At 63.8% G+C, this 22,227-nt stretch carries 19 protein-coding genes; 15 read left to right on the top strand and 4 right to left on the bottom strand.

The features are described 5' to 3' along the window. Positions 1-281: 281 nt before the first annotated feature. The 4 genes from cobJ to cobG are packed head-to-tail and all read right to left on the bottom strand — an operon-like array spanning position 282 to position 4,651. On the bottom strand, positions 282-1,982 hold the full coding sequence (cobJ, locus tag HU749_RS04170; protein WP_186651154.1) for a precorrin-3B C(17)-methyltransferase: 1,701 nt from the start codon (positions 1,980-1,982) through the stop codon (positions 282-284). Further along, positions 1,982-2,713, bottom strand: coding sequence for a precorrin-2 C(20)-methyltransferase (locus HU749_RS04165; RefSeq protein ID WP_018608198.1), 732 nt, complete (start codon positions 2,711-2,713; stop codon positions 1,982-1,984). The genes cobJ and HU749_RS04165 overlap by 1 nt, the downstream gene beginning before the upstream one ends. After that, positions 2,713-3,339, bottom strand: a complete 627-nt coding sequence (locus HU749_RS04160) for a precorrin-8X methylmutase (protein WP_014336374.1) — start codon at positions 3,337-3,339, stop codon at positions 2,713-2,715. The genes HU749_RS04165 and HU749_RS04160 overlap by 1 nt, the downstream gene beginning before the upstream one ends. Next, positions 3,332-4,651, bottom strand: coding sequence for a precorrin-3B synthase (cobG, locus tag HU749_RS04155; protein ID WP_437127840.1), 1,320 nt, complete (start codon positions 4,649-4,651; stop codon positions 3,332-3,334). Before cobG ends, HU749_RS04160 begins: the two co-directional genes overlap by 8 nt. 417 nt (positions 4,652-5,068) lie before the next feature. On the opposite strand from cobG, the gene cbiE reads away from it, so the two are divergent. The 15 genes from cbiE to urtD all read left to right on the top strand — a co-directional run bounded on the left by cbiE (position 5,069) and on the right by urtD (position 22,226). Further along, positions 5,069-6,280, top strand: coding sequence for a precorrin-6y C5,15-methyltransferase (decarboxylating) subunit CbiE (gene cbiE / locus HU749_RS04150; protein WP_186651150.1), 1,212 nt, complete (start codon positions 5,069-5,071; stop codon positions 6,278-6,280). Then, positions 6,273-7,370 (top strand): cobalt-precorrin-5B (C(1))-methyltransferase, encoded by a 1,098-nt coding sequence (locus tag HU749_RS04145; protein ID WP_186651148.1) that lies wholly within the window; start codon positions 6,273-6,275, stop codon positions 7,368-7,370. Before cbiE ends, HU749_RS04145 begins: the two co-directional genes overlap by 8 nt. Continuing rightward, the gene (locus HU749_RS04140) at positions 7,367-8,089 is read left to right on the top strand and encodes a cobalt-precorrin-6A reductase (protein WP_186651146.1); all 723 of its coding nucleotides are present in this window, start codon (positions 7,367-7,369) and stop codon (positions 8,087-8,089) included. The genes HU749_RS04145 and HU749_RS04140 overlap by 4 nt, the downstream gene beginning before the upstream one ends. An 846-nt stretch (positions 8,090-8,935) precedes the next feature. Further along, the gene (locus HU749_RS04130; protein WP_079301687.1) at positions 8,936-9,334 is read left to right on the top strand and encodes a DUF2946 domain-containing protein; all 399 of its coding nucleotides are present in this window, start codon (positions 8,936-8,938) and stop codon (positions 9,332-9,334) included. A 46-nt stretch (positions 9,335-9,380) separates the two neighbouring features. Beyond that, positions 9,381-9,860 carry a copper chaperone PCu(A)C gene (locus HU749_RS04125; protein WP_095963424.1) on the top strand — a complete coding sequence of 160 codons (480 nt, stop codon included), beginning with the start codon at positions 9,381-9,383 and terminating at the stop codon, positions 9,858-9,860. Positions 9,861-9,917: 57 nt separating this feature from the next. Further along, positions 9,918-10,295 carry a DUF2946 domain-containing protein gene (locus HU749_RS04120; RefSeq protein WP_186651177.1) on the top strand — a complete coding sequence of 126 codons (378 nt, stop codon included), beginning with the start codon at positions 9,918-9,920 and terminating at the stop codon, positions 10,293-10,295. An 83-nt stretch (positions 10,296-10,378) separates the two neighbouring features. Next, complete coding sequence (locus tag HU749_RS04115) at positions 10,379-12,505, top strand: TonB-dependent copper receptor (protein ID WP_186651144.1); 2,127 nt, start codon at positions 10,379-10,381, stop codon at positions 12,503-12,505. A 166-nt stretch (positions 12,506-12,671) separates the two neighbouring features. Next, on the top strand, positions 12,672-14,051 hold the full coding sequence (locus HU749_RS04110; protein ID WP_186651142.1) for a PepSY-associated TM helix domain-containing protein: 1,380 nt from the start codon (positions 12,672-12,674) through the stop codon (positions 14,049-14,051). A gap of 231 nt (positions 14,052-14,282) precedes the next feature. Next, entirely contained in the window at positions 14,283-15,071 is a 789-nt protein-coding gene (locus tag HU749_RS04105) for an ABC transporter ATP-binding protein (RefSeq protein ID WP_079301682.1), read from the top strand. Next, positions 15,068-16,015 (top strand): ABC transporter substrate-binding protein, encoded by a 948-nt coding sequence (locus tag HU749_RS04100; protein WP_186651140.1) that lies wholly within the window; start codon positions 15,068-15,070, stop codon positions 16,013-16,015. The genes HU749_RS04105 and HU749_RS04100 overlap by 4 nt, the downstream gene beginning before the upstream one ends. Continuing rightward, positions 16,012-17,022, top strand: a complete 1,011-nt coding sequence (locus HU749_RS04095; RefSeq protein ID WP_095963419.1) for a FecCD family ABC transporter permease — start codon at positions 16,012-16,014, stop codon at positions 17,020-17,022. The genes HU749_RS04100 and HU749_RS04095 overlap by 4 nt, the downstream gene beginning before the upstream one ends. A gap of 329 nt (positions 17,023-17,351) precedes the next feature. Then, positions 17,352-18,617 carry an urea ABC transporter substrate-binding protein gene (gene urtA, locus HU749_RS04090; RefSeq protein WP_014336360.1) on the top strand — a complete coding sequence of 422 codons (1,266 nt, stop codon included), beginning with the start codon at positions 17,352-17,354 and terminating at the stop codon, positions 18,615-18,617. A gap of 161 nt (positions 18,618-18,778) precedes the next feature. Beyond that, positions 18,779-20,281, top strand: coding sequence for an urea ABC transporter permease subunit UrtB (gene urtB / locus HU749_RS04085; RefSeq protein WP_046064375.1), 1,503 nt, complete (start codon positions 18,779-18,781; stop codon positions 20,279-20,281). Further along, complete coding sequence (gene urtC / locus HU749_RS04080) at positions 20,281-21,360, top strand: urea ABC transporter permease subunit UrtC (protein WP_057448306.1); 1,080 nt, start codon at positions 20,281-20,283, stop codon at positions 21,358-21,360. The genes urtB and urtC overlap by 1 nt, the downstream gene beginning before the upstream one ends. Then, positions 21,357-22,226: an urea ABC transporter ATP-binding protein UrtD gene (gene urtD, locus HU749_RS04075; RefSeq protein WP_186651138.1), complete on the top strand. Its 870-nt coding sequence runs from the start codon at positions 21,357-21,359 to the stop codon at positions 22,224-22,226. Before urtC ends, urtD begins: the two co-directional genes overlap by 4 nt. The last annotated feature ends 1 nt before the right edge of the window (position 22,227 follow it).

The raw sequence follows: 22,227 nt of genomic DNA, 5'->3' as shown, positions 1-22,227 counted from the left end.
CTATGCCAAGTACTGACAAGTGCACACCGAAACCTATCAGGCACGCAAACTAACGCTTAAAACCCAGCAGTTCAAACGGGAAGGCTTTCAATGCATTTCAAAGAAGCATCAGGACAACAACTTGCTCTTTTATTTATACGGGCGACAAATAAAAAAAGCCCCGTTCAGGAAGTGAATGCCGTTCACTTCAAGTCTGCATGACTTCTGTGGCGAGGGGCTGCTTCGCAACCCAACGGGGATAAATCCCCTCGCCACAAAAACCATGCCCTCAATGTCACGGTTCAGGCAGGCTTGATCCCATACCAACGTGGCGTATACACCCAGTTTCCACCCGACGCGCGCGGGAACACACAGGTCGTGGAGGAGCCGATCAGGACCATGGTGCGCATATCCACCTGCTCGGCCGTGAGCTGCCCCAACGTGGTGACACGCAGGGTCTGGCCCGGACGACCGATGTCGCGCCCCAACACCACCGGCGTCTCTGGCGTGCGGTGCTGGGCGACGATCTCCAGCGCTCGCCCCAATTGCCACGGTCGCGCACGGGAAATCGGGTTGTAGAAAGCCAACGCCAGATCGGCTTCGGCCGCCAGGTCCAGGCGTTTTTCGATGATCGACCAGGGCTTGAGATTGTCCGACAGCGACATCATGCAGAAGTCATGCCCCAACGGCGCACCGGCCTGGGCGGCGGTGGCGAGGGAGGCGGACACACCGGGCAGGATCTCCAGGTCCACCTGATGCCAAGCCGGATCGCTGGACTCGTGCAACGCTTCGAGCACCGCCGCCGCCATGGCGAATACCCCCGGGTCGCCGGACGACACCACGATCACCGAACGGCCTTGCGCGGCCAATTCAAAGGCATGTCGGGCACGCTGCATTTCTTCGCGGTTGTCGGTGCAGTGCAGCATTTGATCGTCGCGAAACGGGCCGGCCATGCGCACATAGGTTTCGTAACCGAGCACATCGGTGGCCCGCGCCAGTTCGGCTTTCACCGCCGGCACCATCAGTTCGGCCGCACCAGGCCCCAGGCCGATCACTGCCAGGCGTCCCCGCGGGCGACCGATTTGGGCCACCTCCAAGGGTTGCGCGGTAACGGCGATGGCCAGGTTGTCCGTCGCCGAAAGGATGTTCGCCGCCGGCACCGAACTGCGCGCCAAGGTGACGGCATCGCCGGTCATCGCCACAAAGCGCAGCGCCACCCCGAGTTCCAGCGCCGCTTCACGCAAGGCCACACTGGCCATCAGCGTATCCGCCGCCACCAGGCACGCCAGGCTCTGAAGCGCCACGTTCGCTTGCTGCAAAGCGGCACGAACGGCACCCGGCAGGTCAGCCATCTCGGCGCTCACCACCACCGCGACACTGCGCGGATAAATCAGCAGTTCATGGGCGCTCGCCTCACGCTCGGCATGGCCGACGTGAATCGTGCGCCGCGCCTGCGGGTCTTGCGGCAACTGCGCCTGATCCAACCACGGCGCTGCACCTTCGATACGCACCGGTTCACCGGCCAACAGGTCGGAGACGAAGCGTTTGCCCTGCTCCAGGTCGCCAAGGCTGTAGCCACTTGGCGGATTGAGCAGGCAGGTGCCGAAACGCAATTCGCCGCTGGTGGTAATCGCCGGCGCCACCTGCAGCATTGCCGCGATCTCCCGGGCCATGACGTTGACCCCACCCAGGCCGCCCAGCAGCGGCACCACGGCGCTGCCATCCTCGGCCACCGCCAGCACCGGCGGCTCGACGCCTTTTTCCAGCAACAACGGCGCCAGGGTGCGGATGACGATGCCGGCCGCGCACAGGACAATGATCGGTGTGTTCTGTTGGTAGAGCTCGCGCAACGTCGCGCCGAACTCGAGGTATTGGCGATCCCCGCCCTCGACCCTTCCGGCCAGGCCGTGGATCAAGGCTTCGGGATAGCGTTGCTGGATCCGCCGGGCCGTTGCGAGGCTGCCCGGGCCGAGGATGACGATGGCCGGCGCGGTAGAAGTCATCAACCCTGCCACCGTTCGCCCGGGACAATGATCAGTGAGAAGTACGGCGAAGACATCGGCTCGACTTCATCCAACGGCACGATTTTCTGGTTGGCCATGGTCGCCCGCTCGACATACAGCGCCCGTCCGTCCATGCCCAATTCCTGAAGCACTTGGCGAACCTTGGGGAAATTGCGCCCCAGCTTCATGATCACCGCCGCATCGGCGTCGGCCAGGCGACGCTTGAGATCGTCGTGGGGCAGCACGCCGGAGAGCACCGACAGGCTCTGGTTGCGATAGACCAGCGGCGCACCGAGCACCGAGGCCCCGCCCAGCATCGAGCACACACCGGGAATGACTTGGGCCTCATAGCGCTCGGCCAGGCGATCGTGCAGGTACATGTAGGAGCCGTAGAAGAACGGATCGCCCTCACAGATCACGGCCACGTCGCGACCGGCATCCAGGTGCACGGCCAACTGCTCGGCGGCGGTGTCGTAGAAGTCGGCGATCACCTGTTCATAGGACAGCGGCGCCGGCAGCGCTTCGGTGGTGACCGGGTAGACCAGTGGCAGCAACGTCTGCGCGTCCTGCAAATGGGCCTCGATGATGCCGAAGGCGTTGCCCTTCTTGCCCTTGGCGACGAAGTACGCCACCACCGGCGACTCGCGCAGCAGGCGCAGGGCCTTGACCGTAATCAGTTCCGGGTCACCGGGGCCCACGCCGAGGCCGATCAGACGTCCAGGCTGCTGCATCATTCAATCTCCGTAGCGAGGGCGTTGACGGCGGCGGCGGCCATGGCGCTACCGCCCAGGCGGCCTTGCATGATCACGAACGGCACGCCGCGGCTGTTGGCCGCCAGCATCGCCTTGGACTCGGCGGCGCCGACGAAGCCCACCGGAAAGCCGAGGATCAGTGCCGGTTTCGGCGCGCCGGCATCGAGCATCTCCAGCAGGTAGAACAGCGCGGTCGGCGCGTTGCCGATGACCACGACGCTGCCTTCCAGGTGCGGGCGCCACAACTCCAGCGCTGCCGCCGAACGGGTGTTGCCCAGTTCCAGGGCCAATGCCGGCACGCCCTCGTCGCGCAAGGTGCAGATCACCGGATTGTTGGCCGGCAGACGAGCCCGGGTCACGCCTTCGGAGACCATCCGCGCATCGCACAGGATCGGTGCACCGGCGGCCAGTGCCTGGCGCCCGGCCGTGCCCGCGCCCTCGGAAAACTGCAAGCCATCGATGGCCTCGACCATGCCGCAGGCGTGGATCACCCGCACCGCGAGTTTTTCCAGGTCGGCCGGAATGCGCGCCAGGTTGGCTTCGGCGCGGATAATCGCGAAGGAGTTGCGATAGATCTCCTGACCGTCGCGGATGTAATCAAGCATCAAGGGGGCTCCGGGGGCGAGCGTCGAGCCAGTGGCCGAGCGCATCAATAGTCAGATTGTGTGCCTGCAACGCGCCGAAACCCGGCAGCGTGGCATCGCGAAAATACAGGTCATAACGACCGGGGGCGACCGCCAGCAAGGTGATGGGCGCGATATGGGCTGCCGCGCAGGAACGCGGGCAGCCCGACAGATGGACTTTCAGGGTCTGGCCCTGGCGTTGCAGCAGCTCGGCCAGTTGACGGGCGTCGGCCTTGGTGTCGGCCAGGGCCTTGGTGCAGCCACTGGAACCGGTGCAGGCGATAAGTTGTGCCAGGGGCTGATCGACCGAGCACAACAGGCCCAATCCTTCAAGCCGCGCCAGCACTTCGTCGGCGTCCTCGCGGCGCACGTTGGGCAGCAACAGGCTTTGCCAAGGGGTGAAACGAAGGCTTGCGTCGCCCTTCTCCCGCGCCAATTGCGCCGCCCCCCGCAGCATGCCGGCGTCGAGTCGGCCAAGGGGCGCCGCCGCGCCAACGTAGACGCGATCGTCGTGCTGGGGATGAACGCCGATATGCAGTCCGTCGATGGACACGCTCCGCTGCCAATCCAGGCAAGTTTGCAGCGGCACGCGGCGGGCCAATCGGGTCATGAATTCATCGCTGGGGATTTCAGCCAGCAAGTGACGCATGCGGATCTGGTCCGGGCGGGCCAGGTCGAGGAACAGCTCCAGCACCGCCACCACCAAGGCATGCCCCTGAGCCAGGGGCACCCTGCCTGCCGGTTTATCCAATGGGCAACCGGCCAAGCCGAAGGCCAGCCAAGGCTCGCCATCACGGACCAGGGCCGACAACCACAGGTCGTGGTGATGTTCGAGCATCGCCAACGCTTCGCCACCGTCCAGTTGCACGGCGAACTTGGCCGACAACTCAGGGAAGCGTTCGTGGGTTTGCAGGGTGAAGAGGATCTGCGCCGCCAACGGCCGGGTGTCGAACAGCATCTGCCGGTCGATCCCGGCCGAAGGGCTGAGCATCAGGTTGCGCACGTCATCGCCGGCCGGCTTGCGCGGGCCAAGCCCGGCGGCCAGCAATGGCTGGATCAGCGCATCGTGCCCGGGACCGATCCCCCGGATTTGCAGGTTGGCCCGGTTGGTCGCCTCGATCACGCCTGCAGCGAACCGCTCGGCCACCGACGCCACGACGTCGGCCTGATCCGCCTGGATGGCACCGCCATCGAGCTTGATCCGACAGATCCCCCCGTCCAGCGCCTGGACGACACGCAGCAACCCCGGGCAACCGGAGGGGCGTACGACGTTGGAGGATGGACGTTCGTTCAAGGGAAAACCGACAAATAAGAAACGCCGCATCGGCGAAGGCCGCCATTATGCCTGCTTTGCCGGGGGTCATGAAAAGCTTGCCGGTCGGATTGCTGACGGCGGACACACAATTTCCGAACGCCCCCAACTCCAAACTGTGGGAGCGAGCCTGCTCGCGAAGGCGGTCTGCCTGAGACGGCAATGTGAATGGACCGCCGCTATCGCGAGCAAGCTCGCTCCCACAGAGGATTTGTGGCGGACCCAAGTTCTGTGAACACCCTCAATCAAAATTGTGGGAGCGAGCTTGCTCGCGATAGCAGTCTGGCGGTGAAGATGGTGTTGCACCAGGCGCCTGATCCGCCGGGGCGCGGTATGATGGCGGCCCGGTTCGCGGCGGCAACACGCCTGTCGATCAACCCAATTATTCGAGGAACAGAGATGACCCCCTGGCTGACCGTAGTGGGCATCGGTGAAGACGGCTTCAAGGGCCTGGGCCGAACGGCTCGCCATGCCTTGCTGCGGGCGTCACGCATTGTCGGCAGCGACCGGCAACTGGCGCTGCTGCCGCTGTGCATCCGCGGCCAACGGGAGCTGTGGCCCAGCCCGTTCTCCCTGGAACCGCTGCTTGCTCGGCAGGGTGAGCCGGTGTGCGTGCTGGCCAGCGGCGATCCGATGTTCTACGGCGTGGGCGCCAGCCTGGCGAAACAGGTGCCGAGTGATCAGATGCTGATCATCCCCGCGCCCTCCTCCTGTTCGCTGGCGGCGGCACGCATGGGTTGGCCGCTACAGGACGTAGTCACGCTGTCGTTGGTGGCCCGGCCCCTGGCGGCGCTCAATGTCCACTTATCCACCGGCGTCAGGCTGTTGCTGCTGAGCAACGACCGCCACAGCCCCGCCGCCGTGGCAACGCTACTACGCGAGCGCGGCTTCGGCCCGAGCACCATGACTGTGCTGGAACATTTGGGCGGTGCGGCGGAACGACGGATCGACGGTTACGCCGAGCAATGGTCCGATGACACCGTCGCCGACCTGAACCTGATCGCCATCGAATGCCGGGCCGAACCGTCGACACCGCGCCTGTCACGCCTGGCCGGTTTGCCGGACACCGCTTTCGAACATGACGGCCAGTTGACCAAACGCGACGTGCGCGCCATCACCCTCGCCCGCCTCGCCCCGATGCCCGGCGAGCTGCTTTGGGATGTCGGCGCCGGCAGCGGCTCCATCGGCATCGAGTGGATGCGCGCCCACCCCAGTTGCCGGGCCCTGGCCATCGAAGCCGACGAAGGCCGCCAAGGCTTGATCGAACGCAACCGCGACACCCTCGGCGTGCCCGGCTTGCAACTGATTCGCGGCAAAGCCCCCCAGGCGCTGGAGAACCTGGAGCGGCCGGACGCGGTGTTCATCGGTGGCGGCGTCACCCGCGAAGGCGTGCTCGACGCCTGCTGGGCCCAACTCAAGCCCGGCGGTCGGCTGGTCGCCAATGCCGTGACCCTGCAAAGCGAAATGACCCTGATGCACTGGCGCGAACGTCACGGCGGCGAACTGACCCGCATCCACATCGCCCAGGCCCAGCCGTTGGCCGAATTCGACACCTGGCGCCAGGCTCTGCCAATTACCTTGCTCGACCTGGTCAAGCCTCTCGATGCGTGACGAAACCGCCGAACAACCCGCCCCCTTGCGCAGCGGGCTGACCACCGGCAGTTGCGCCACGGCCACCAGCCTGGCGGCCGCTCGACTACTGCTGCGCGGCACCGAAGCCGATGCCGTGGAAATCGTACTGCCCAAGGGCAAGCAGGTGCAGATGCGCCTGGAGTTCTGCCGATTGACCGAACAAGGCGCCGAAGCCGGGACGATCAAGGACGCGGGCGATGACCCGGACGTGACCCACGGTGCCCTGTTGTTTTCCCAGGTGCGCTTGATCGCCGAGCCCGGTGTACGTTTCGTCGCGGGTCGCGGCGTCGGCACGGTGACGCGACCGGGGTTGGTGCTGAACGTCGGTGAACCGGCGATCAACCCGGTGCCGCGCAAAATGATCAACGACCACCTGGGTCGGCTGGCCGAGGAAAGCGGCTACGCCGGCGGCTTCGAAGTCACGGTCAATGTCGAGGGCGGCGAAGCCCTGGCGCTGAAAACCATGAATCCGCGCCTGGGCATCCTTGGCGGCCTGTCGATTCTCGGCACCAGCGGCATCGTCCGGCCGTTCTCCTGCGCGGCCTACATTGCCTCGATCCACCAGGGTATCGACGTGGCAAAAACCAACGGCTATCTGCACATCGCCGCCTGCACCGGCAACGCCAGCGAAGACACCATGCGCCGGGTCTACAACCTGCCGGAAATCGCCCTGATCGAAATGGGTGATTTCGTCGGTGCCGTGCTCAAACATGTGCGCAAGGTGCCGGTGGAAAAGCTCAGCCTCTGCGGCGGCTTTGGCAAAATCAGCAAACTCGCCGCCGGCCACATGGACCTGCATAGCCGTCACTCGAGCATCGACCTGCCACAACTGGCCGAGTGGGCCGCCGCCATCGGTGCCGATGAGGCGTTGCAGCAAGGCATCCGCGCGGCCAACACCAGCCAACAGGCCTTGGCCATGGCCAGCGCCGCCGGCATCGCCCTCGGCGACGCGGTGTGTGAGCATGCGCTGGCTTTCGCACGCAGTGTGGTGCCGCCCCAGGTCCAGGTCGAAGTCTTCGCCATCGACCGCCAAGGTGGAATTGTCGGCCACGCCGGAGCCTTGTTATGAAACGTATCCTGCTGCTGGGCGGCGTCACCGAAGCCCTGGCCATCGCCCGCACCCTCGGCCCCCAACACATCTACAGCCTGGCCGGCATCGGTCGCATCCCCACCGACCTGACCTGCCAGGTCCGCGTCGGCGGCTATGGCGGCGCCGAAGGGTTGGCGCACTTCATCCGCGCCGAGGGCATCGACCTGCTGCTGGACGCCACTCACCCCTACGCCGCCCAGATCAGCCACAACGCCGCCCACGCCGCCCGCGCCTGCGCCATCCCCTGCTGGGCCCTGCGCCGCCCGGCCTGGCAACCCCAGGCCGGCGATGACTGGCGCGAAGTGGCCGACTGGGCTGACCTGATCCAGGCCCTGAAACCCTTCCATCGCCCCCTCTTCACCCTCGGTCGCGAACCCCTGCAACATCTGCATGAAATCCCACCAGAGCAATTCTGGACCCTGCGTGCCCTGGACATTTACCCCGGCAATGAGCGCTGCGAAGTGATTGGTGCCCGTGGGCCGTTTCACATTGACGGCGAACGCGAACTGTTCGAACGACGGCAGATCGATGTGCTGGTGAGCAAGAACAGCGGCAGCACGGCCACCGAGCCGAAGCTGGAGGTGGCGCGGGAGCGGGGGGTGCCGGTGTTGGTGTTGAAGCGGCCGGTGTTGGCGGGGGTGGATCGGGAGTTTGGGACGGTGGATGAGGTGTTGCAGGGGCTGCGGCAGTTGATCTGACAGAAAACTGCACCGTCCTACAAGCCTGTTCTGTCAGAACTACGTCAGCAGGCTACATCACTTTGCGTCGCTGCCTACAACTACGCCAGAATCCGCCGGCTTGTGCGCCTTGGAGGCCCTCGGTAACTTGATTCCCGTCACTGCCCTTCAGTGATCGGGTTTAGTCGCCCGAGGTTTTCAGCGGGTTCACAAGCTTCGTCAGTCAGGTATTTCATCCCTGCTCTTAATGGTGGTTGTGCGCAGGGCGCCTTCGGGCGCGCCGGTAATGCTGGACTCCCCGGTCGACTAACCTGCGCACAGGCGCCGCCCCGTGGCGAGGGAGCTTGCTCCCGCTGGGCTGCGCAGCAGACCCAAAGAAGGTGAACGCTATTTTCCTGAAACACCGCAATGTCCGGCTTAGGGCCGCTTCGCGCCCCAGCGGGAGCAAGCTCCCTCGCCACAAGGATCTCATGCACCGTCAGAAGGAGGATGACATTACCAATGGAGAGTCAGTCATGGTCGAAAAACTCACGCGTTTCGACGCTGCAACCTATCTCAATACATATGAGGAAATGGTCGCTTATCTGGTGCCTGTTTCGAAGAGGATGCCGGTGATGGGATACTGATTCGCGCGGCCCTTAACGACGTCGCACAGGCAAAAGGGATGATGCAAGCCACTCTTAATGAAGATATAGAACAATCGAGTACCAACTGATCAAAATCCCTCGCCACAAAAGCACTCACTCGAAGATCTGTTGCTACTGTTAACACCAGCCCTGCGACCCTATACCGCACGTGGCCTTTTTACTTCTCAACCCCGATCAGGCTAAATACCGCCACCTGATCGCCCATCGAGCGGATTGCCCCATGTCCCGACAACGGCTTGCATTTGCCTGGATCGCCTGCTTCGCAGTGCTGTTCAACATGCTTGCCATGCCGCTTTCCAACAGTGGCGGTGCAACCGCCAATTCGCCAGCCGAGCAACTGCTGTGGGGCAGTTTCTGTTCCTCCAGCGGCACGAAAATGGTCGCGGTGTCCCTGGGCAAGTTCGAACAGGGCACGCCACAGAAAGACAATCACTCGACCATGCAACATTGCTGGTGCTGCTCAGGTTCAGCCCCGTTGGTGGCGCTCGCCGGGCATGTCCCGCAGTTGTATCTGGATGCACAGCTGGCCCATCGCGGTGCCGTCCATTCGAAGCTCGACAGCCCCACGCCACGTCAGCAATGGCCCAGCCTCAATCCCCGCGCCTCGCCTCTGGCCTGATTCTTCCCGCATAAAACTGCGCCCTGAATCGTTCCGGAGAATTGCCATGTTGAACAGACTTATCCTGCTGGCTGCCCTATTGCTTCCCGTCGGCTTCGCCCAGGCTCACCAGTACAAGGTGGGCGAGCTTGAGATCGCCCATCCGTGGTCCCAGGAGTTGCCACCCAACGCACCGACCGTGGCCGCGTATTTCGTGATTTACAACGGCGGCACCACCGCCGACAAGCTGCTCAGCGTCGACTCGCCGATTGCCGGCAAGGCCGAACTCCACGAGCATGTGATGCAAAACGACCTGATGAAAATGCAGCCGGTGCCCGTCGTCGATATCGCCCCCGGTGCGACCGTCACCTTCGCGCCGATGGCGTATCACGTGATGCTGCTGGACCTGAAGGACCGCAGCCTGCTCAGCGATGGCAAACGCTTTGCCATGACCCTGCATTTCGAAAAAGCGGGGGATGTCACGGTCGAGGTTGCGGTGCAGAAAAAAGCACCCGACGGCACCAAGACGCACATGCACGCCCAGTAGTCGTAGCCGCCCGTGCAACCTCTTCGCGCCAGGCAGTCCATGCCCCGCCGTCAGCCCATGAGCCTGACACGCGGCAGTTGGATCAGCCTGTTCGCCATGCTGATGATCTTTATCGGTCCGCTGATTTCCCAGTCGATGCCGATGGGTCAGCGCATGTCCATGCCTGTGTCCATGGAGATGAGCATGGACATGTCGGCGCACGAAGCGCCGGCAGCCGAACACTGCCCGCCCCAGAGCGAGCACCATGCGTTGTGGGAAAAATGCGGCTATTGCAGTCTGCTGTTCAATTGCCCCGCACTGCCTGGCGGTCACACCTTCGCGGTCTTCGACACACCCCACACCAACACCTACACCAGCCTTTCCCCACGCCTGGGCCATGCCCGGCCTGCGTTCTTCCCCGGTGCCCGCACCCGCGCACCGCCCCTCGACGCGTAAGCCCGACACTTACTCACCCCGGTCGTACAAGACAGCTTCAGGCTGCCCGACCGTGTCGTCTACGTTTGTTCGATGGAATTATCATGTCCAGGTTTTCTGCTGACATCGCTTTGGGCGCTGCCCAGGTTCGCTGCCCACTGAACGAGCCACGGGTTCGTTTACGCCAGACCATCGCCGCCCTGTGCGGCCTGCTGCTCACTCCACTCGTATTCGCCGATGAGCACGAGCATCACGACAATCAGATTGAAGAACTGAGCCCGACGGTCATCACCGCCATCGCCCCCAGCTCGCCCCTGACCGTCGTCACCAACCCCAAGGACCCGCGCCAACCGGTGCCGGCCAGTGACGGCGGCGACTACCTCAAGACCATTCCGGGCTTCGCCCTGGTACGCAACGGCGGCACCAATGGTGACCCGGTGTTGCGCGGCATGTTCGGCTCGCGGCTGAACATCCTCACCAACGGCAGCATGCTGTTGGGTGCTTGCCCAGGCCGGATGGACGCGCCGACGTCCTACATATCGCCGGAAACCTACGACAAGCTCACGGTTATCAAAGGCCCACAAACAGTGCTCTGGGGCCCAGGCGCATCGGCCGGGACCGTGCTGTTCGAGCGCGAGCCGGAACAGTTCGGCGAACTCGGCACCCGGGTCAACGCCAGTGTGCTGGCCGGTTCCAACGGCCGTTTCGACAAAGTGGTGGATGCCGCCGCCGGTGGGCCGCTGGGGTATGTACGGGTGATCGGCAACACCGCGCATTCGGACGATTACCGCGATGGCAATAACGACACGGTGCCATCGCGCTATGACAAGTGGAATGGCGACGTCACCCTCGGCTGGACCCCGGACGCCGATACCCTGCTGGAATTGACCGCCGGCAAGGGCGACGGTGAAGCACGCTACGCCGGGCGCGGCATGGACGGCTCGCAGTTCAAGCGCGAAAGCCTCGGGCTGCGTTTCGAGCGCTCGAACATCGGCGAGGTGCTGGACAAGGTCGAGGCCCAGGTCTACTACAACTACGCCGACCACGTGATGGACAACTACACGCTGCGCACGCCGTCCGGCACTGGGATGATGGCTGGGCCCATGGCCTCCAACGTCGACCGCCGCACCCTCGGCGCCCGCATCAAGGCCACCTGGCGCTGGGCCGATGTGCAACTGATCAGCGGCCTGGACGCCCAGACCAACGAGCATCGCCAACGCAGCAGCATGGGCGTGGATACCTACAAAGACCTGCCGTACACCAAGGACGCCGACTTCCACAATTACGGCGTGTTCGGCGAATTGACCTGGTACGCCGCCGACCGCGACAGGGTGATCACCGGCGCCCGGCTCGACCGTGCCTCGGCCAAGGACTACCGCCAGAGCATCGGTTCCGGCATGTCGGCCCGCCCCAATCCCACCGCCGATGACACCCGAGCCGACACGCTGCCCAGCGGTTTCGTCCGCTACGAACATGACCTGGACGACAGCCCCACCACCCTCTATGCAGGCGTGGGTCACGCGCAACGCTTCCCGGACTACTGGGAGCTGTTCTCGGCGAATGTCGGCCCCAGCGGCTCGCTGAATGCCTTCGACGCGATCAAACCGGAGAAAACCACCCAGCTCGACTTCGGCCTGCAGTACAAGACCGAAACCCTCGAAGCCTGGGCGTCGGGTTATGTCGGCCAGGTGCGCGACTACATCCTGTTCGATTACACCCCTGGGATGATGGGCACCACCTCCCGGGCCGAGAACATCGATGCACGGATCATGGGTGGTGAATTGGGTGCGGCCTACAAGCTGAGCGAGCGCTGGAAAGCCGACGCCACCTTGGCCTACGCCTGGGGCAAGAACAGCAGCGACGGCAGCGCCCTGGCGCAAATGCCGCCGCTGGATGCACGCCTGGGCCTGACCTACAGCGAAGACCGCTGGAGCGCCGGCGCCCTGTGGCGTGTGGTGGCGGCGCAGCACCGGGTCGACGAGAACAAGGGCAACGTGGTGGGCAAGGACTACGGCAAAAGCTCCGGCTTCGGCGTGTTCTCACTCAACGGCGCCTACCGCATCAACCAGCACTGGAAGGTCAGCAGCGGCGTCGACAACCTGTTCGGCAAAGCCTACGCCGAGCACTTGAACCTGGCCGGCAACGCCGGGTTCGGCTACCCGGCGAGCGACCCGCAGGCCATCAACGAACCGGGGCGCACGCTCTGGACCAAGGTGGATATGAGTTTCTAAAAGCATCGCGGGCAAGCCTTGCTCCCACAGTATTTGTCATGGCTAAGGGACAAATTGTGCTCCCTCAGCAATGGGAATACCTGTGGGAGCAAGGCTTGCCCGCGATCGGTTGCGCAGCAACCGCCAAAAACATAACAACCCCATTTGCCCTGCGGAGCGCTTTCTGATGAGCCAACCGAAACCCAATTTCTACAACCTGGCCTGGCGCTGGCATTTTTATGCCGGGCTGTTCGTGGCGCCGTTCATGGTGATGCTGGCCCTGACCGGGATCATTTACCTGTTCAAGCCGCAACTCGATCCGCTGATGTACGCCAGCCTGCTGAACGTGCCGGCCGGGCATCACACCCTGGCGGCGGACGACCTGCTCAAGCAAGTCCGCCAGGCCTACCCCGAAGGCCAGGTCAAACAGTACCTGCCACCGGTCAATGCCGAGCGCAGCGCGCAATTCGTGGTGATCGACCAGGGTCGGGAACTGAATGTGTTCATCGACCCGTACCACGGTGATGTCCTCGGCGAGCAGGATGCGAAGAACAACCTGCAAGCCATGGCCCGGGCCATCCACGGCGAGCTGCTGATCGGCACGGTCGGTGACCGGCTGGTGGAAATGGCCGCCGGCTGGGGCGTGGTGCTGGTGGTCTCCGGGTTGTACCTGTGGTGGCCGCGCGGGCAATCGTCAGCCGGAGTGCTGTGGCCGCGCTGGAGCGCGCGCGGGCGGCTGTTCTGGCGTGACCTGCACGTGGTCGTCGGTTTCTGGGGCGCTGCATTGCTGCTGGTGATGCTGCTCAGCGGCATGACCTGGACCGGCTTCTGGGGCAAGCAATACGCCAACCTCTGGAACCGCTTCCCGGCAGCGATGTGGAATGACGTGCCCAAGTCCGACGTCGAGGCCGGCAGCCTCAACAACGCCCACCGCCAGACCGTGCCGTGGGCGGTGGAAAACACGCCTATGCCGATGTCCGGCGACCATGCCGAGCACATGGGCCACGGCGACATGCACGAAGGCCCCGCCGCCCCGACTGTCAGCCTGCAAGCGGTGCAGGACATCGCCACTGAACGCCAGGTCACGCCCGGGTACAGCATCACCCTGCCGACCACTGCCAGCGGTGTATTCACCGTTGCCGTGTTTGCCGACGACCCGCGCAACGACGCCACCCTGCACGTGGACCAGTACTCCGGCAAGGTCCTGGCCGATGTGCGCTGGGAGCACTACGGCGTCGTGGCCCGTGCCACCGAAACCGGGGTAATGCTGCACGAAGGCAAGATGTTCGGCCCGCTGAACCAGATCATCGTGCTGCTGATTTGCCTGATGATCCTGCTCAGCGCCGTGAGTGGCCTGGTGATCTGGTGGAAGCGCCGGCCAGAGGGCAAGTTCGGCGTGCCGCCGCTGCGTCACGACCTGCCGACCTGGAAGACCGGGGTGTTCATCATGCTGGCCCTGGCGGTGGTATTTCCGTTGGTGGGGGCGTCGCTGGTGGTGGTGTGGTTGCTGGATCGCCTCGTCACCCGGCTCAATCGCCAGCCTGAGATTGCTTCATCTTCAAGCTGAAGACAGTGCGTTAACGGAAGGCGGTGCGAAACCTCTACAATCGCGACCGCTTTCCAAACCACGAACACAGTTCAAACTGTGGGAGCGGGCTGTGTGGGAGCAAAGCTTGCTCGCGATCCAGGCGCTGCGGTCCTCAAGAGACCGCGTCGTTTTCATCGCGGGCAAGCCTTGCTCCCACACAGCCCGCTCTCACAATGAGACTGTGTTTCACACCAAATGCCGAGTAGCTGCATGACCTCCCTGACCCTCTCCCACCTCGCCTGGACGCCCCTGGGCCATGGCCATTGTCATCACCAGTTCCAGCTGCGTGACGTGTCATTGCAGGTGGCGGCCGGGGAGTTTGTCGGGTTGATCGGGCCCAACGGCAGCGGCAAGACCAGCCTGTTGCGCTGCGCCTATCGCTTCAGCCGGCCGGAACATGGCGAGGTGAAACTCGAGCATCACAACGTCTGGAAACAGTCCTCGCGCTGGTGCGCCCAACACATCGCCGTGGTCCTGCAAGAGTTTCCCGACGCCTTCGGCCTGACGGTCGAGGAAGTGGTCGCCATGGGCCGCACACCCCACAAAGGTCTGTTCGACGGCGACAATCACGGCGACCGTCGGCTAGTGCTCCAGGCTCTGGAATCGGCCGGGCTTGCAGGCTTTGGCGATCATGCATTCGCCACCCTCTCGGGCGGTGAAAAGCAACGGGTGATCCTCGCCCGGGCCCTGGCCCAGCAACCGCAGTTGTTGATCCTCGACGAACCGACCAACCACCTCGACCCCCACTATCAATTGCAATTGCTGCAACTGATCAAGGGCCTGGGCATCGGCACCCTCGCCAGCCTCCACGACCTGAACCTGGCCGCCGCCTTCTGCGACCGCCTGTACGTGATCGAACACGGGCGCATCGTCGCCAGCGGCACGCCCAAGGATGTCCTTACCGTCGAGTTGTTGCGCGAGGTGTTCGGCATCGAAGCCCTGGTGGATGAACACCCGCTGTCCGGCTACCCACGAATCACCTGGATAACCCAACCATGACCTTGCGTTCCCTGCTGTTGCTGCCCCTGCTGCTGGGCAGTGCCCACGCCTTGGCCGAAGCCACTCACTACCCGTTGACGATCCAGAGCTGCAACCGCCAGGTGGTGTTCAACGAGGCACCTCGGCACGCGGTCAGCCATGACATCAACATGACCCAGATGATGCTCGCCCTCGGGCTCAAACCGCGCATGGTCGGCTACAGCGGCATCAGCGGCTGGAAATCGGTGACGCCCGAGATGGCCAGGATCCTTGATGGCCTGCCGGAACTGGCCGCCAAATACCCCTCGGTGGAAACCCTGCTCAATGCCAACGTCGATCTTTTCTTCGCCGGCTGGGACTACGGCATGCGGGTGGGCGGCGACCTGACCCCGCAGACCCTGCAACCGCTGGGCATCAACGTCTACGAACTGACCGAATCCTGCGCGTTCGTGATGAAGCGTCCTGCGGCCTCGCTGGAGGATACCTACAACGACCTGCGCAACCTCGGGAAGATCTTCGACGTGCAGGATCGCGCCAACGCGCTGATCGCCACGATGCAGGCCCAAGTGGCCGACGTGCGCAAGCACCTGCCCGCCCAGCAACCGCGTGTGTTCCTGTACGACAGCGGCGAAGACCGCGCCATGACCTCCGGGCGCCTGGGCATGCCCCAGGCCCTGATCGACGCGGCCGGTGGGCGCAACATCCTCGATGACGTGGAAACCAGTTGGACCCGGGTGAACTGGGAGAACGTGGTCGAGCGCAACCCGCAGGTCATCGTGATCGTCGACTACGGCGAAGTCAGCGCCGAGCAGAAACAGCAATTCCTGTTGAACAACCCGGCCCTGCAATCGGTGGAGGCGATCCAGCAACGGCGCTTCATTGTGATTCCCTACGTGCAGGCCACGCCGGGCATCGATAACGTGCTGGCGGTGCAAACCCTGGCGCGGGGTTTTCACGGCCAATGAACGGTCGTCGCTACGGCGCCCTACTGATGGTCCTCGGCGCACTGCTGCTGGTGTCGTGTGTGGTGTCCCTGGGTTTCGGGCCGGCGCGGGTGCCGGTGGCCGTGGTCTGGGACATCCTGCTGAACAAGGCCTTCGGAGTGGGTGACGTCCATTGGACGCCCGGCCAGGAGCATATCGTCTGGCTGATCCGCGTCCCGCGGCTGCTGCTCGGTGCCTTGGTCGGCGCCGGGCTGGCGTTGATCGGTGCGGTGCTGCAAGCAGTCACGCGCAACCCGCTGGCTGACCCGCACCTGCTGGGCGTCACTTCTGGCGCGACCCTGGGGGCGGTCATCGTGGTGCTGCATGTCGGCGAGATTGTCGGCCTGCTGACCCTGCCGCTGGCGGCGTTCATCGGTGCGCTGCTGAGCATGCTGCTGGTGCTGACCATCGCTGCCCGCCAGGGTCGCCTGGAAAGTGATCGCCTGTTGTTGTGCGGCGTGGCGGTGTCCTTTGTGATGATGGCGGCGGCCAATCTGTTGTTGTTCCTCGGTGACCATCGCGCCAGTTCGGCAGTGATGTTCTGGATGCTCGGCGGCCTGGGCCTGGCCCGCTGGGAACTGCTGGCCGTGCCGGCGGCCAGTGTGATGCTGGGACTGGTGTTGCTGCTGGGCATGGCCCGGCCGCTGAACGCGCTGATGGCCGGCGAACAGACCGCCGTAACGCTGGGCCTGAACGCGGCGAAGGTGCGGTTGTGGATCTTCTTGATCGCCTCGCTGATGACCGGCGTGCTGGTGTCCATCAGCGGTTCGATTGGTTTTGTCGGGCTGATGGTGCCGCACATTGCCCGGCGCCTGGTGGGCGCCGAGCATCGTCGGTTGCTGCCGGCTTGTGTGCTGCTTGGCAGCCTCTTCCTGGTGTGGGTGGACGTGGCGGCGCGGACGTTGATCGCGCCGGAAGACTTGCCGATTGGTGTCGCTACCGCCGCTATCGGCGGGTTGTTCTTCATCGGCCTGATGCGCCGTCGCTGAGCGGCGTCTTTTCCTGAATCACAAAAATCGCCTGTGGGAGCGAGCTTGCTCGCGATAGCGATGGATCAGTCAAATTAGCGGTGACTGACACACCGCTATCGCGAGCAAGCTCGCTCCCACAGAAGCATCGCAATTCTCTCGCCCCAATGTGGCGCACCTCTTCGCACCAGCCCCCGCAATGCGTTCACTCATGGTGCAACCGCTCGTACACGTCCCACGCCAACCCCGCATTTCAGAGCCTTCCCCCGACCGGGCACACCCCTTGCAAAAGCGCTTTCAGCGTTTGCATCTGCCACCCAAAAAACTCATAAGTCCATGGAGATCGCACAATGAAGCGTCGTAGCTTGATCAAGGCTTTTACACTCTCGGCAAGCATTGCCGCGATGGGCATGGCCTGGACCGTCCAGGCCGCCGAGACCATCAAGGTCGGCATCCTGCATTCGCTGTCCGGCACCATGGCGATCTCCGAGACGTCCCTCAAGGACATGGCGCTGATGACCATTGATGAGATCAACGCCAAGGGCGGTGTGAACGGCAAGAAGCTTGAAGCGGTAGTCGTGGACCCGGCGTCGAACTGGCCACTGTTCGCAGAAAAAGGTCGGCAGTTGCTGACCCAGGACAAGGTCGCCGTGGTGTTCGGCTGCTGGACGTCGGTATCGCGTAAATCCGTGTTGCCGGTGTTCGAAGAGCTCAATGGGCTGCTGTTCTACCCGGTGCAATACGAAGGTGAAGAGATGTCGCCGAACGTGTTCTACACCGGCGCAGCGCCGAACCAGCAGGCGATTCCGGCGGTGGAATACCTGATGAGCGAAGAAGGCGGCAGTGCCAAGCGCTACTTCCTGCTGGGCACCGACTACGTCTACCCGCGCACCACCAACAAGATCCTGCGCTCGTTCCTGCACTCCAAAGGCGTGGCAGACAAAGACATCGAAGAGGTCTACACCCCGTTCGGCCACAGCGATTACCAGACCATCGTGGCCAACATCAAAAAGTTCTCGGCCGGCGGCAAGACCGCCGTCATTTCCACGGTCAACGGCGACTCCAACGTGCCGTTCTATAAAGAACTGGCGAACCAGGGCCTGAAAGCCACCGACGTACCGGTCGTGGCGTTCTCGGTGGGCGAAGAGGAACTGCGCGGCATCGACACCAAGCCACTGGTCGGCAACCTGGCAGCGTGGAATTACTTCGAATCCGTGGAGAACCCGGCGAACAAGAAATTCGTCGATTCCTGGAAAGCCTACGCCAAGGCCAAGAACCTGCCAGGCGCGGACAAAGCAGTGACCAACGACCCAATGGAAGCCACCTACGTCGGCATCCACATGTGGGCGCAAGCCGTGGAAAAAGCCAAGTCCACCGACGTCGACAAAGTCCGCGAAGCCCTGGCCGGCCAGACCTTCGCCGCACCGTCGGGCTACACCCTGACCATGGACAAGACCAACCATCACCTGCACAAGCCAGTGATGATCGGCGAGATCCAGGCCGACGGTCAGTTCAACGTGGTCTGGCAGACCGAAGGCCCGATCCGCGCCCAGCCTTGGAGCCCGTTCATCGCTGGCAACGACAAAAAGCCTGACTATGCGGTGAAGAGCAACTGAGCCCATGGGTGTCGGCCCGAGCATGACGCTTGGGTCCGACACAAATCCCTGTGGGAGCGAGCTTGCTCGCGATAGCGGACTCACATTCAACACTGACGTGACTGACCCACCGCCATCGCGAGCAAGCTCGCTCCCACATTGTCCGCGCAAGGCGACTCTCTATGCCCACCGCCCTTTACCGCCTCATCCTCGCCCTGGTGCTGCTGTTGCCACTGGAGGCCCACGCCGGCGACGCCGAAGACTTCGTCGCCGCCAACCCGACCCAGCAGGCCAAGCTCCTGGAAAGCTGGGCCGCGCAGCCGGAGCCTGCGCGCGTCGAACTGATCAACGCCCTGCAACAGGGCCAGTTGACCGTCGAGGGTCAACCCAAGACCCTGCGCCTGAACAACCGCCTGCGCGGGCTGATCGAAACCGCGCTGGCCAGCCATCAACTGCTCGCCGTCGACGCCCGCGTACGCCTGGCTGCCGCGCAGCAATTGCAAAAAAGTGCCCGCCCGGCGCAACTGGCGTTTCTCGATCGGCAACTGGCCGGCGAGCAGGACGAAGATGTGCATGCCGCCCTGAGCCTGGCCCTGGCGAACCTGCAACTGGTGGACACCAACCCGAACGTACGTCTGGCCGCCGTCCGGCTGCTGGGGGAAACCGGCGATCCACTGGCCCGCACGCGCCTGGAAGGTTTGCTCGAGCCCGGTGTCGAAACCGATGCCGCTGTGCGCACTGCTGCCGAAACCAGCCTCAGCCAGGTCAAACGCAAACTCCTGGTGGGCGAGTTGCTGGGCCAAGCCTTCAGCGGCATGTCCCTGGGTTCGATCCTGCTGCTCGCCGCCCTCGGCCTGGCCATCACCTTCGGCCTGCTGGGGGTGATCAACATGGCCCACGGCGAGATGCTCATGTTGGGCGCCTATTCCACCTACGTGGTGCAGTTGCTGTTCCAGCGCTTCGCCCCGAACGCCATCGAGTTCTATCCGCTGATCGCCCTGCCGGTGGCATTTTTCATCACCGCCGCCATCGGCATGGCCCTGGAGCGCACGGTGATCCGCCACCTCTATGGGCGCCCGCTGGAAACCCTGCTCGCCACTTGGGGCATCAGCCTGATGTTGATCCAACTGGTGCGCCTGGTGTTCGGCGCGCAGAACGTCGAAGTCGCCAACCCGGCCTGGCTGTCGGGCGGGATTCAGGTATTGCCGAACCTGGTGCTCCCATACAACCGCATCGTAATCATCGCCTTCGCGTTGTTCGTGGTGGTGCTGACCTGGCTTCTGCTGAATAAAACGCGCCTGGGCCTGAACGTGCGCGCGGTGACCCAGAACCGCAACATGGCCGCCTGCTGCGGCGTGCCCACCGGGCGGGTGGACATGCTCGCCTTCGGCCTCGGCTCGGGCATCGCCGGGCTCGGTGGCGTGGCGCTGAGCCAGATCGGCAACGTCGGGCCGGACCTGGGCCAGAGCTACATCATCGACTCGTTCCTGGTGGTGGTGCTCGGCGGCGTCGGCCAGTTGGCCGGCAGTGTGTTCGCCGCGTTCGGCCTGGGCATAGCCAACAAGATCCTCGAACCGCAGATCGGCGCCGTGCTTGGCAAGATCCTGATCCTCGCGCTGATCATTCTGTTCATCCAGAAGCGTCCGCAAGGCCTCTTCGCGCTCAAAGGACGGGTAATCGACTGATGAACCAGCCCCTGATGCTCACGGCCACGCAAAAGGCCGGTCCCAAAGTTACCCTCGCCGTCGGCGCGGTGATCCTGGTCGTGCTGTTGAGCCTGCCGCTACTGTCGCTGCTGGCGGCGGACAACCCTCTGCACGTCTCGGCGTATACCCTGACCCTGGTGGGCAAGATTCTCTGCTATGCCATCGTCGCCCTGGCGCTGGACCTGGTCTGGGGCTACGCCGGCTTGCTCTCCCTGGGCCACGGCCTGTTCTTCGCCCTGGGCGGCTACGCCATGGGCATGTACCTGATGCGCCAGGCCGCCGGCGATGGCTTGCCGGCGTTCATGACCTTTTTGTCGTGGACCGAGTTGCCCTGGTACTGGGCCGGCACCGACAGTTTCCTCTGGGCCATGTGCCTGGTGGTGCTGGCGCCGGGTTTGCTGGCGCTGGTGTTCGGTTTCTTCGCCTTCCGTTCGCGGATCAAGGGCGTGTATTTCTCGATCATGACCCAGGCCCTGACCTTCGCCGGGATGCTGCTGTTTTTCCGCAACGAAACCGGGTTTGGCGGCAACAACGGCTTCACCAATTTCCGCTCGATCCTGGGCTTTGGCATCACCGAGCCGGGCACCCGGGCGGTGCTGTTTTTCGCCACGGTGTTGTTGCTGGTGGCGAGCCTGTTCATCGGCTGGCGCCTGGCCCGCAGCAAGTTCGGCCGAGTGCTGACCGCCCTGCGCGACGCGGAAAACCGCCTGATGTTCTGCGGCTACGATCCCCGTGGTTTCAAGCTGTTCGTCTGGGTGCTGAGCGCGGTGTTGTGCGGCCTGGCCGGGGCGTTGTACGTGCCGCAGGTGGGCATCATCAACCCCAGCGAAATGTCGCCGACCAACTCCATCGAAGCCGCCGTGTGGGTCGCCCTTGGCGGGCGCGGCACGCTGATCGGACCGCTGCTGGGTGCCGGCGTAGTCAACGGCATGAAGAGCTGGTTCACCGTGGCGTTTCCTGAGTACTGGCTATTTTTCCTCGGTGCGCTGTTCATCGTCGTGACTCTGTATCTGCCCAAGGGCGTGATCGGTCTGCTGAAGAAAAGAGGTGAACAATGAGAATCACAGCGAGTGCCGAATTCATGCTCGAACCCGCCTTCTTTCCGCCGCAACCCAGCCAGGACGCCGGCAGCAGCCGCGACGCCATCGGCCTCGGCCAAGCGGCCGGCGTGGGCCTGAACACCCGCCACGGCACCATCCTGACCCTGGAAGACATCAGCGTCAGTTTCGACGGTTTCAAGGCCTTGAACGATTTGAACCTGTACATCGGCGTCGGCGAGTTGCGCTGCATCATCGGCCCCAACGGCGCCGGCAAGACCACGCTGATGGACGTGATCACCGGCAAGACTCGCCCCAGCCATGGCAAGGCCTGGTTTGGTGAAACTCTGGACCTGACCAGCATGAGCGAAGTGGCGATCGCCCAGGCCGGCATCGGTCGCAAGTTCCAGAAGCCCACGGTGTTCGAAGCGTTGAGCGTGTTCGAGAACCTGGAGCTGGCGCTCAAGACCGACAAGTCGGTGTGGGCCAGCCTGCGGGCGAGACTCACTGGCGAGCAGCACGACCGTATCAACGAAGTGCTCGAGACCATCCGCCTCACCACCTCGGTCAACCGCGCCGCCGGGTTGCTGTCCCACGGACAGAAGCAGTTCCTGGAGATCGGCATGCTGCTGGTACAAGACCCGCAATTGCTGCTGCTCGACGAACCGGTGGCGGGCATGACCGACGCCGAGACCGAGTTCACCGCCGAGCTGTTCAAGTCCTTGGCGGGCAAGCACTCGCTGATGGTGGTGGAACACGACATGGGCTTCGTCGGCGCGATTGCCGACCACGTCACCGTGCTGCACCAGGGCAGTGTGCTGGCCGAAGGGTCGCTGGAACAGGTGCAGGAAAATGAGCGGGTGATCGAGGTGTATCTCGGTCGCTAGA

It is taken from the genome of Pseudomonas ogarae, from assembly GCF_014268695.2.
In the GTDB taxonomy this organism is placed as follows: Bacteria; Pseudomonadota; Gammaproteobacteria; order Pseudomonadales; family Pseudomonadaceae; genus Aquipseudomonas; species Aquipseudomonas kilonensis.
Note: the sequence above shows the minus strand (reverse complement) of the source record. Positions and strands in the feature narration are given on the sequence as shown.

Bases quoted from the DNA above. Each gene is read 5' to 3' on its own strand.
- HU749_RS04100 (WP_186651140.1), top strand. From the start codon at position 15,068: ATGACCTTGCGTTCCCTGCTGTTGCTGCCCCTGCTGCTGGGCAGTGCC.
- cobJ (WP_186651154.1), bottom strand. From the start codon at position 1,982: ATGACTTCTACCGCGCCGGCCATCGTCATCCTCGGCCCGGGCAGCCTC.
- HU749_RS04120 (WP_186651177.1), top strand. From the start codon at position 9,918: ATGAGCCTGACACGCGGCAGTTGGATCAGCCTGTTCGCCATGCTGATG.
- urtD (WP_186651138.1), top strand. From the start codon at position 21,357: ATGAGAATCACAGCGAGTGCCGAATTCATGCTCGAACCCGCCTTCTTT.
- HU749_RS04115 (WP_186651144.1), top strand. From the start codon at position 10,379: ATGTCCAGGTTTTCTGCTGACATCGCTTTGGGCGCTGCCCAGGTTCGC.
- cbiE (WP_186651150.1), top strand. From the start codon at position 5,069: ATGACCCCCTGGCTGACCGTAGTGGGCATCGGTGAAGACGGCTTCAAG.
- HU749_RS04125 (WP_095963424.1), top strand. From the start codon at position 9,381: ATGTTGAACAGACTTATCCTGCTGGCTGCCCTATTGCTTCCCGTCGGC.
- HU749_RS04140 (WP_186651146.1), top strand. From the start codon at position 7,367: ATGAAACGTATCCTGCTGCTGGGCGGCGTCACCGAAGCCCTGGCCATC.
- urtA (WP_014336360.1), top strand. From the start codon at position 17,352: ATGAAGCGTCGTAGCTTGATCAAGGCTTTTACACTCTCGGCAAGCATT.
- HU749_RS04160 (WP_014336374.1), bottom strand. From the start codon at position 3,339: ATGCTTGATTACATCCGCGACGGTCAGGAGATCTATCGCAACTCCTTC.
- HU749_RS04105 (WP_079301682.1), top strand. From the start codon at position 14,283: ATGACCTCCCTGACCCTCTCCCACCTCGCCTGGACGCCCCTGGGCCAT.
- HU749_RS04095 (WP_095963419.1), top strand. From the start codon at position 16,012: ATGAACGGTCGTCGCTACGGCGCCCTACTGATGGTCCTCGGCGCACTG.
- urtC (WP_057448306.1), top strand. From the start codon at position 20,281: ATGAACCAGCCCCTGATGCTCACGGCCACGCAAAAGGCCGGTCCCAAA.
- HU749_RS04110 (WP_186651142.1), top strand. From the start codon at position 12,672: ATGAGCCAACCGAAACCCAATTTCTACAACCTGGCCTGGCGCTGGCAT.
- HU749_RS04145 (WP_186651148.1), top strand. From the start codon at position 6,273: ATGCGTGACGAAACCGCCGAACAACCCGCCCCCTTGCGCAGCGGGCTG.
- HU749_RS04130 (WP_079301687.1), top strand. From the start codon at position 8,936: ATGTCCCGACAACGGCTTGCATTTGCCTGGATCGCCTGCTTCGCAGTG.
- urtB (WP_046064375.1), top strand. From the start codon at position 18,779: ATGCCCACCGCCCTTTACCGCCTCATCCTCGCCCTGGTGCTGCTGTTG.
- HU749_RS04165 (WP_018608198.1), bottom strand. From the start codon at position 2,713: ATGCAGCAGCCTGGACGTCTGATCGGCCTCGGCGTGGGCCCCGGTGAC.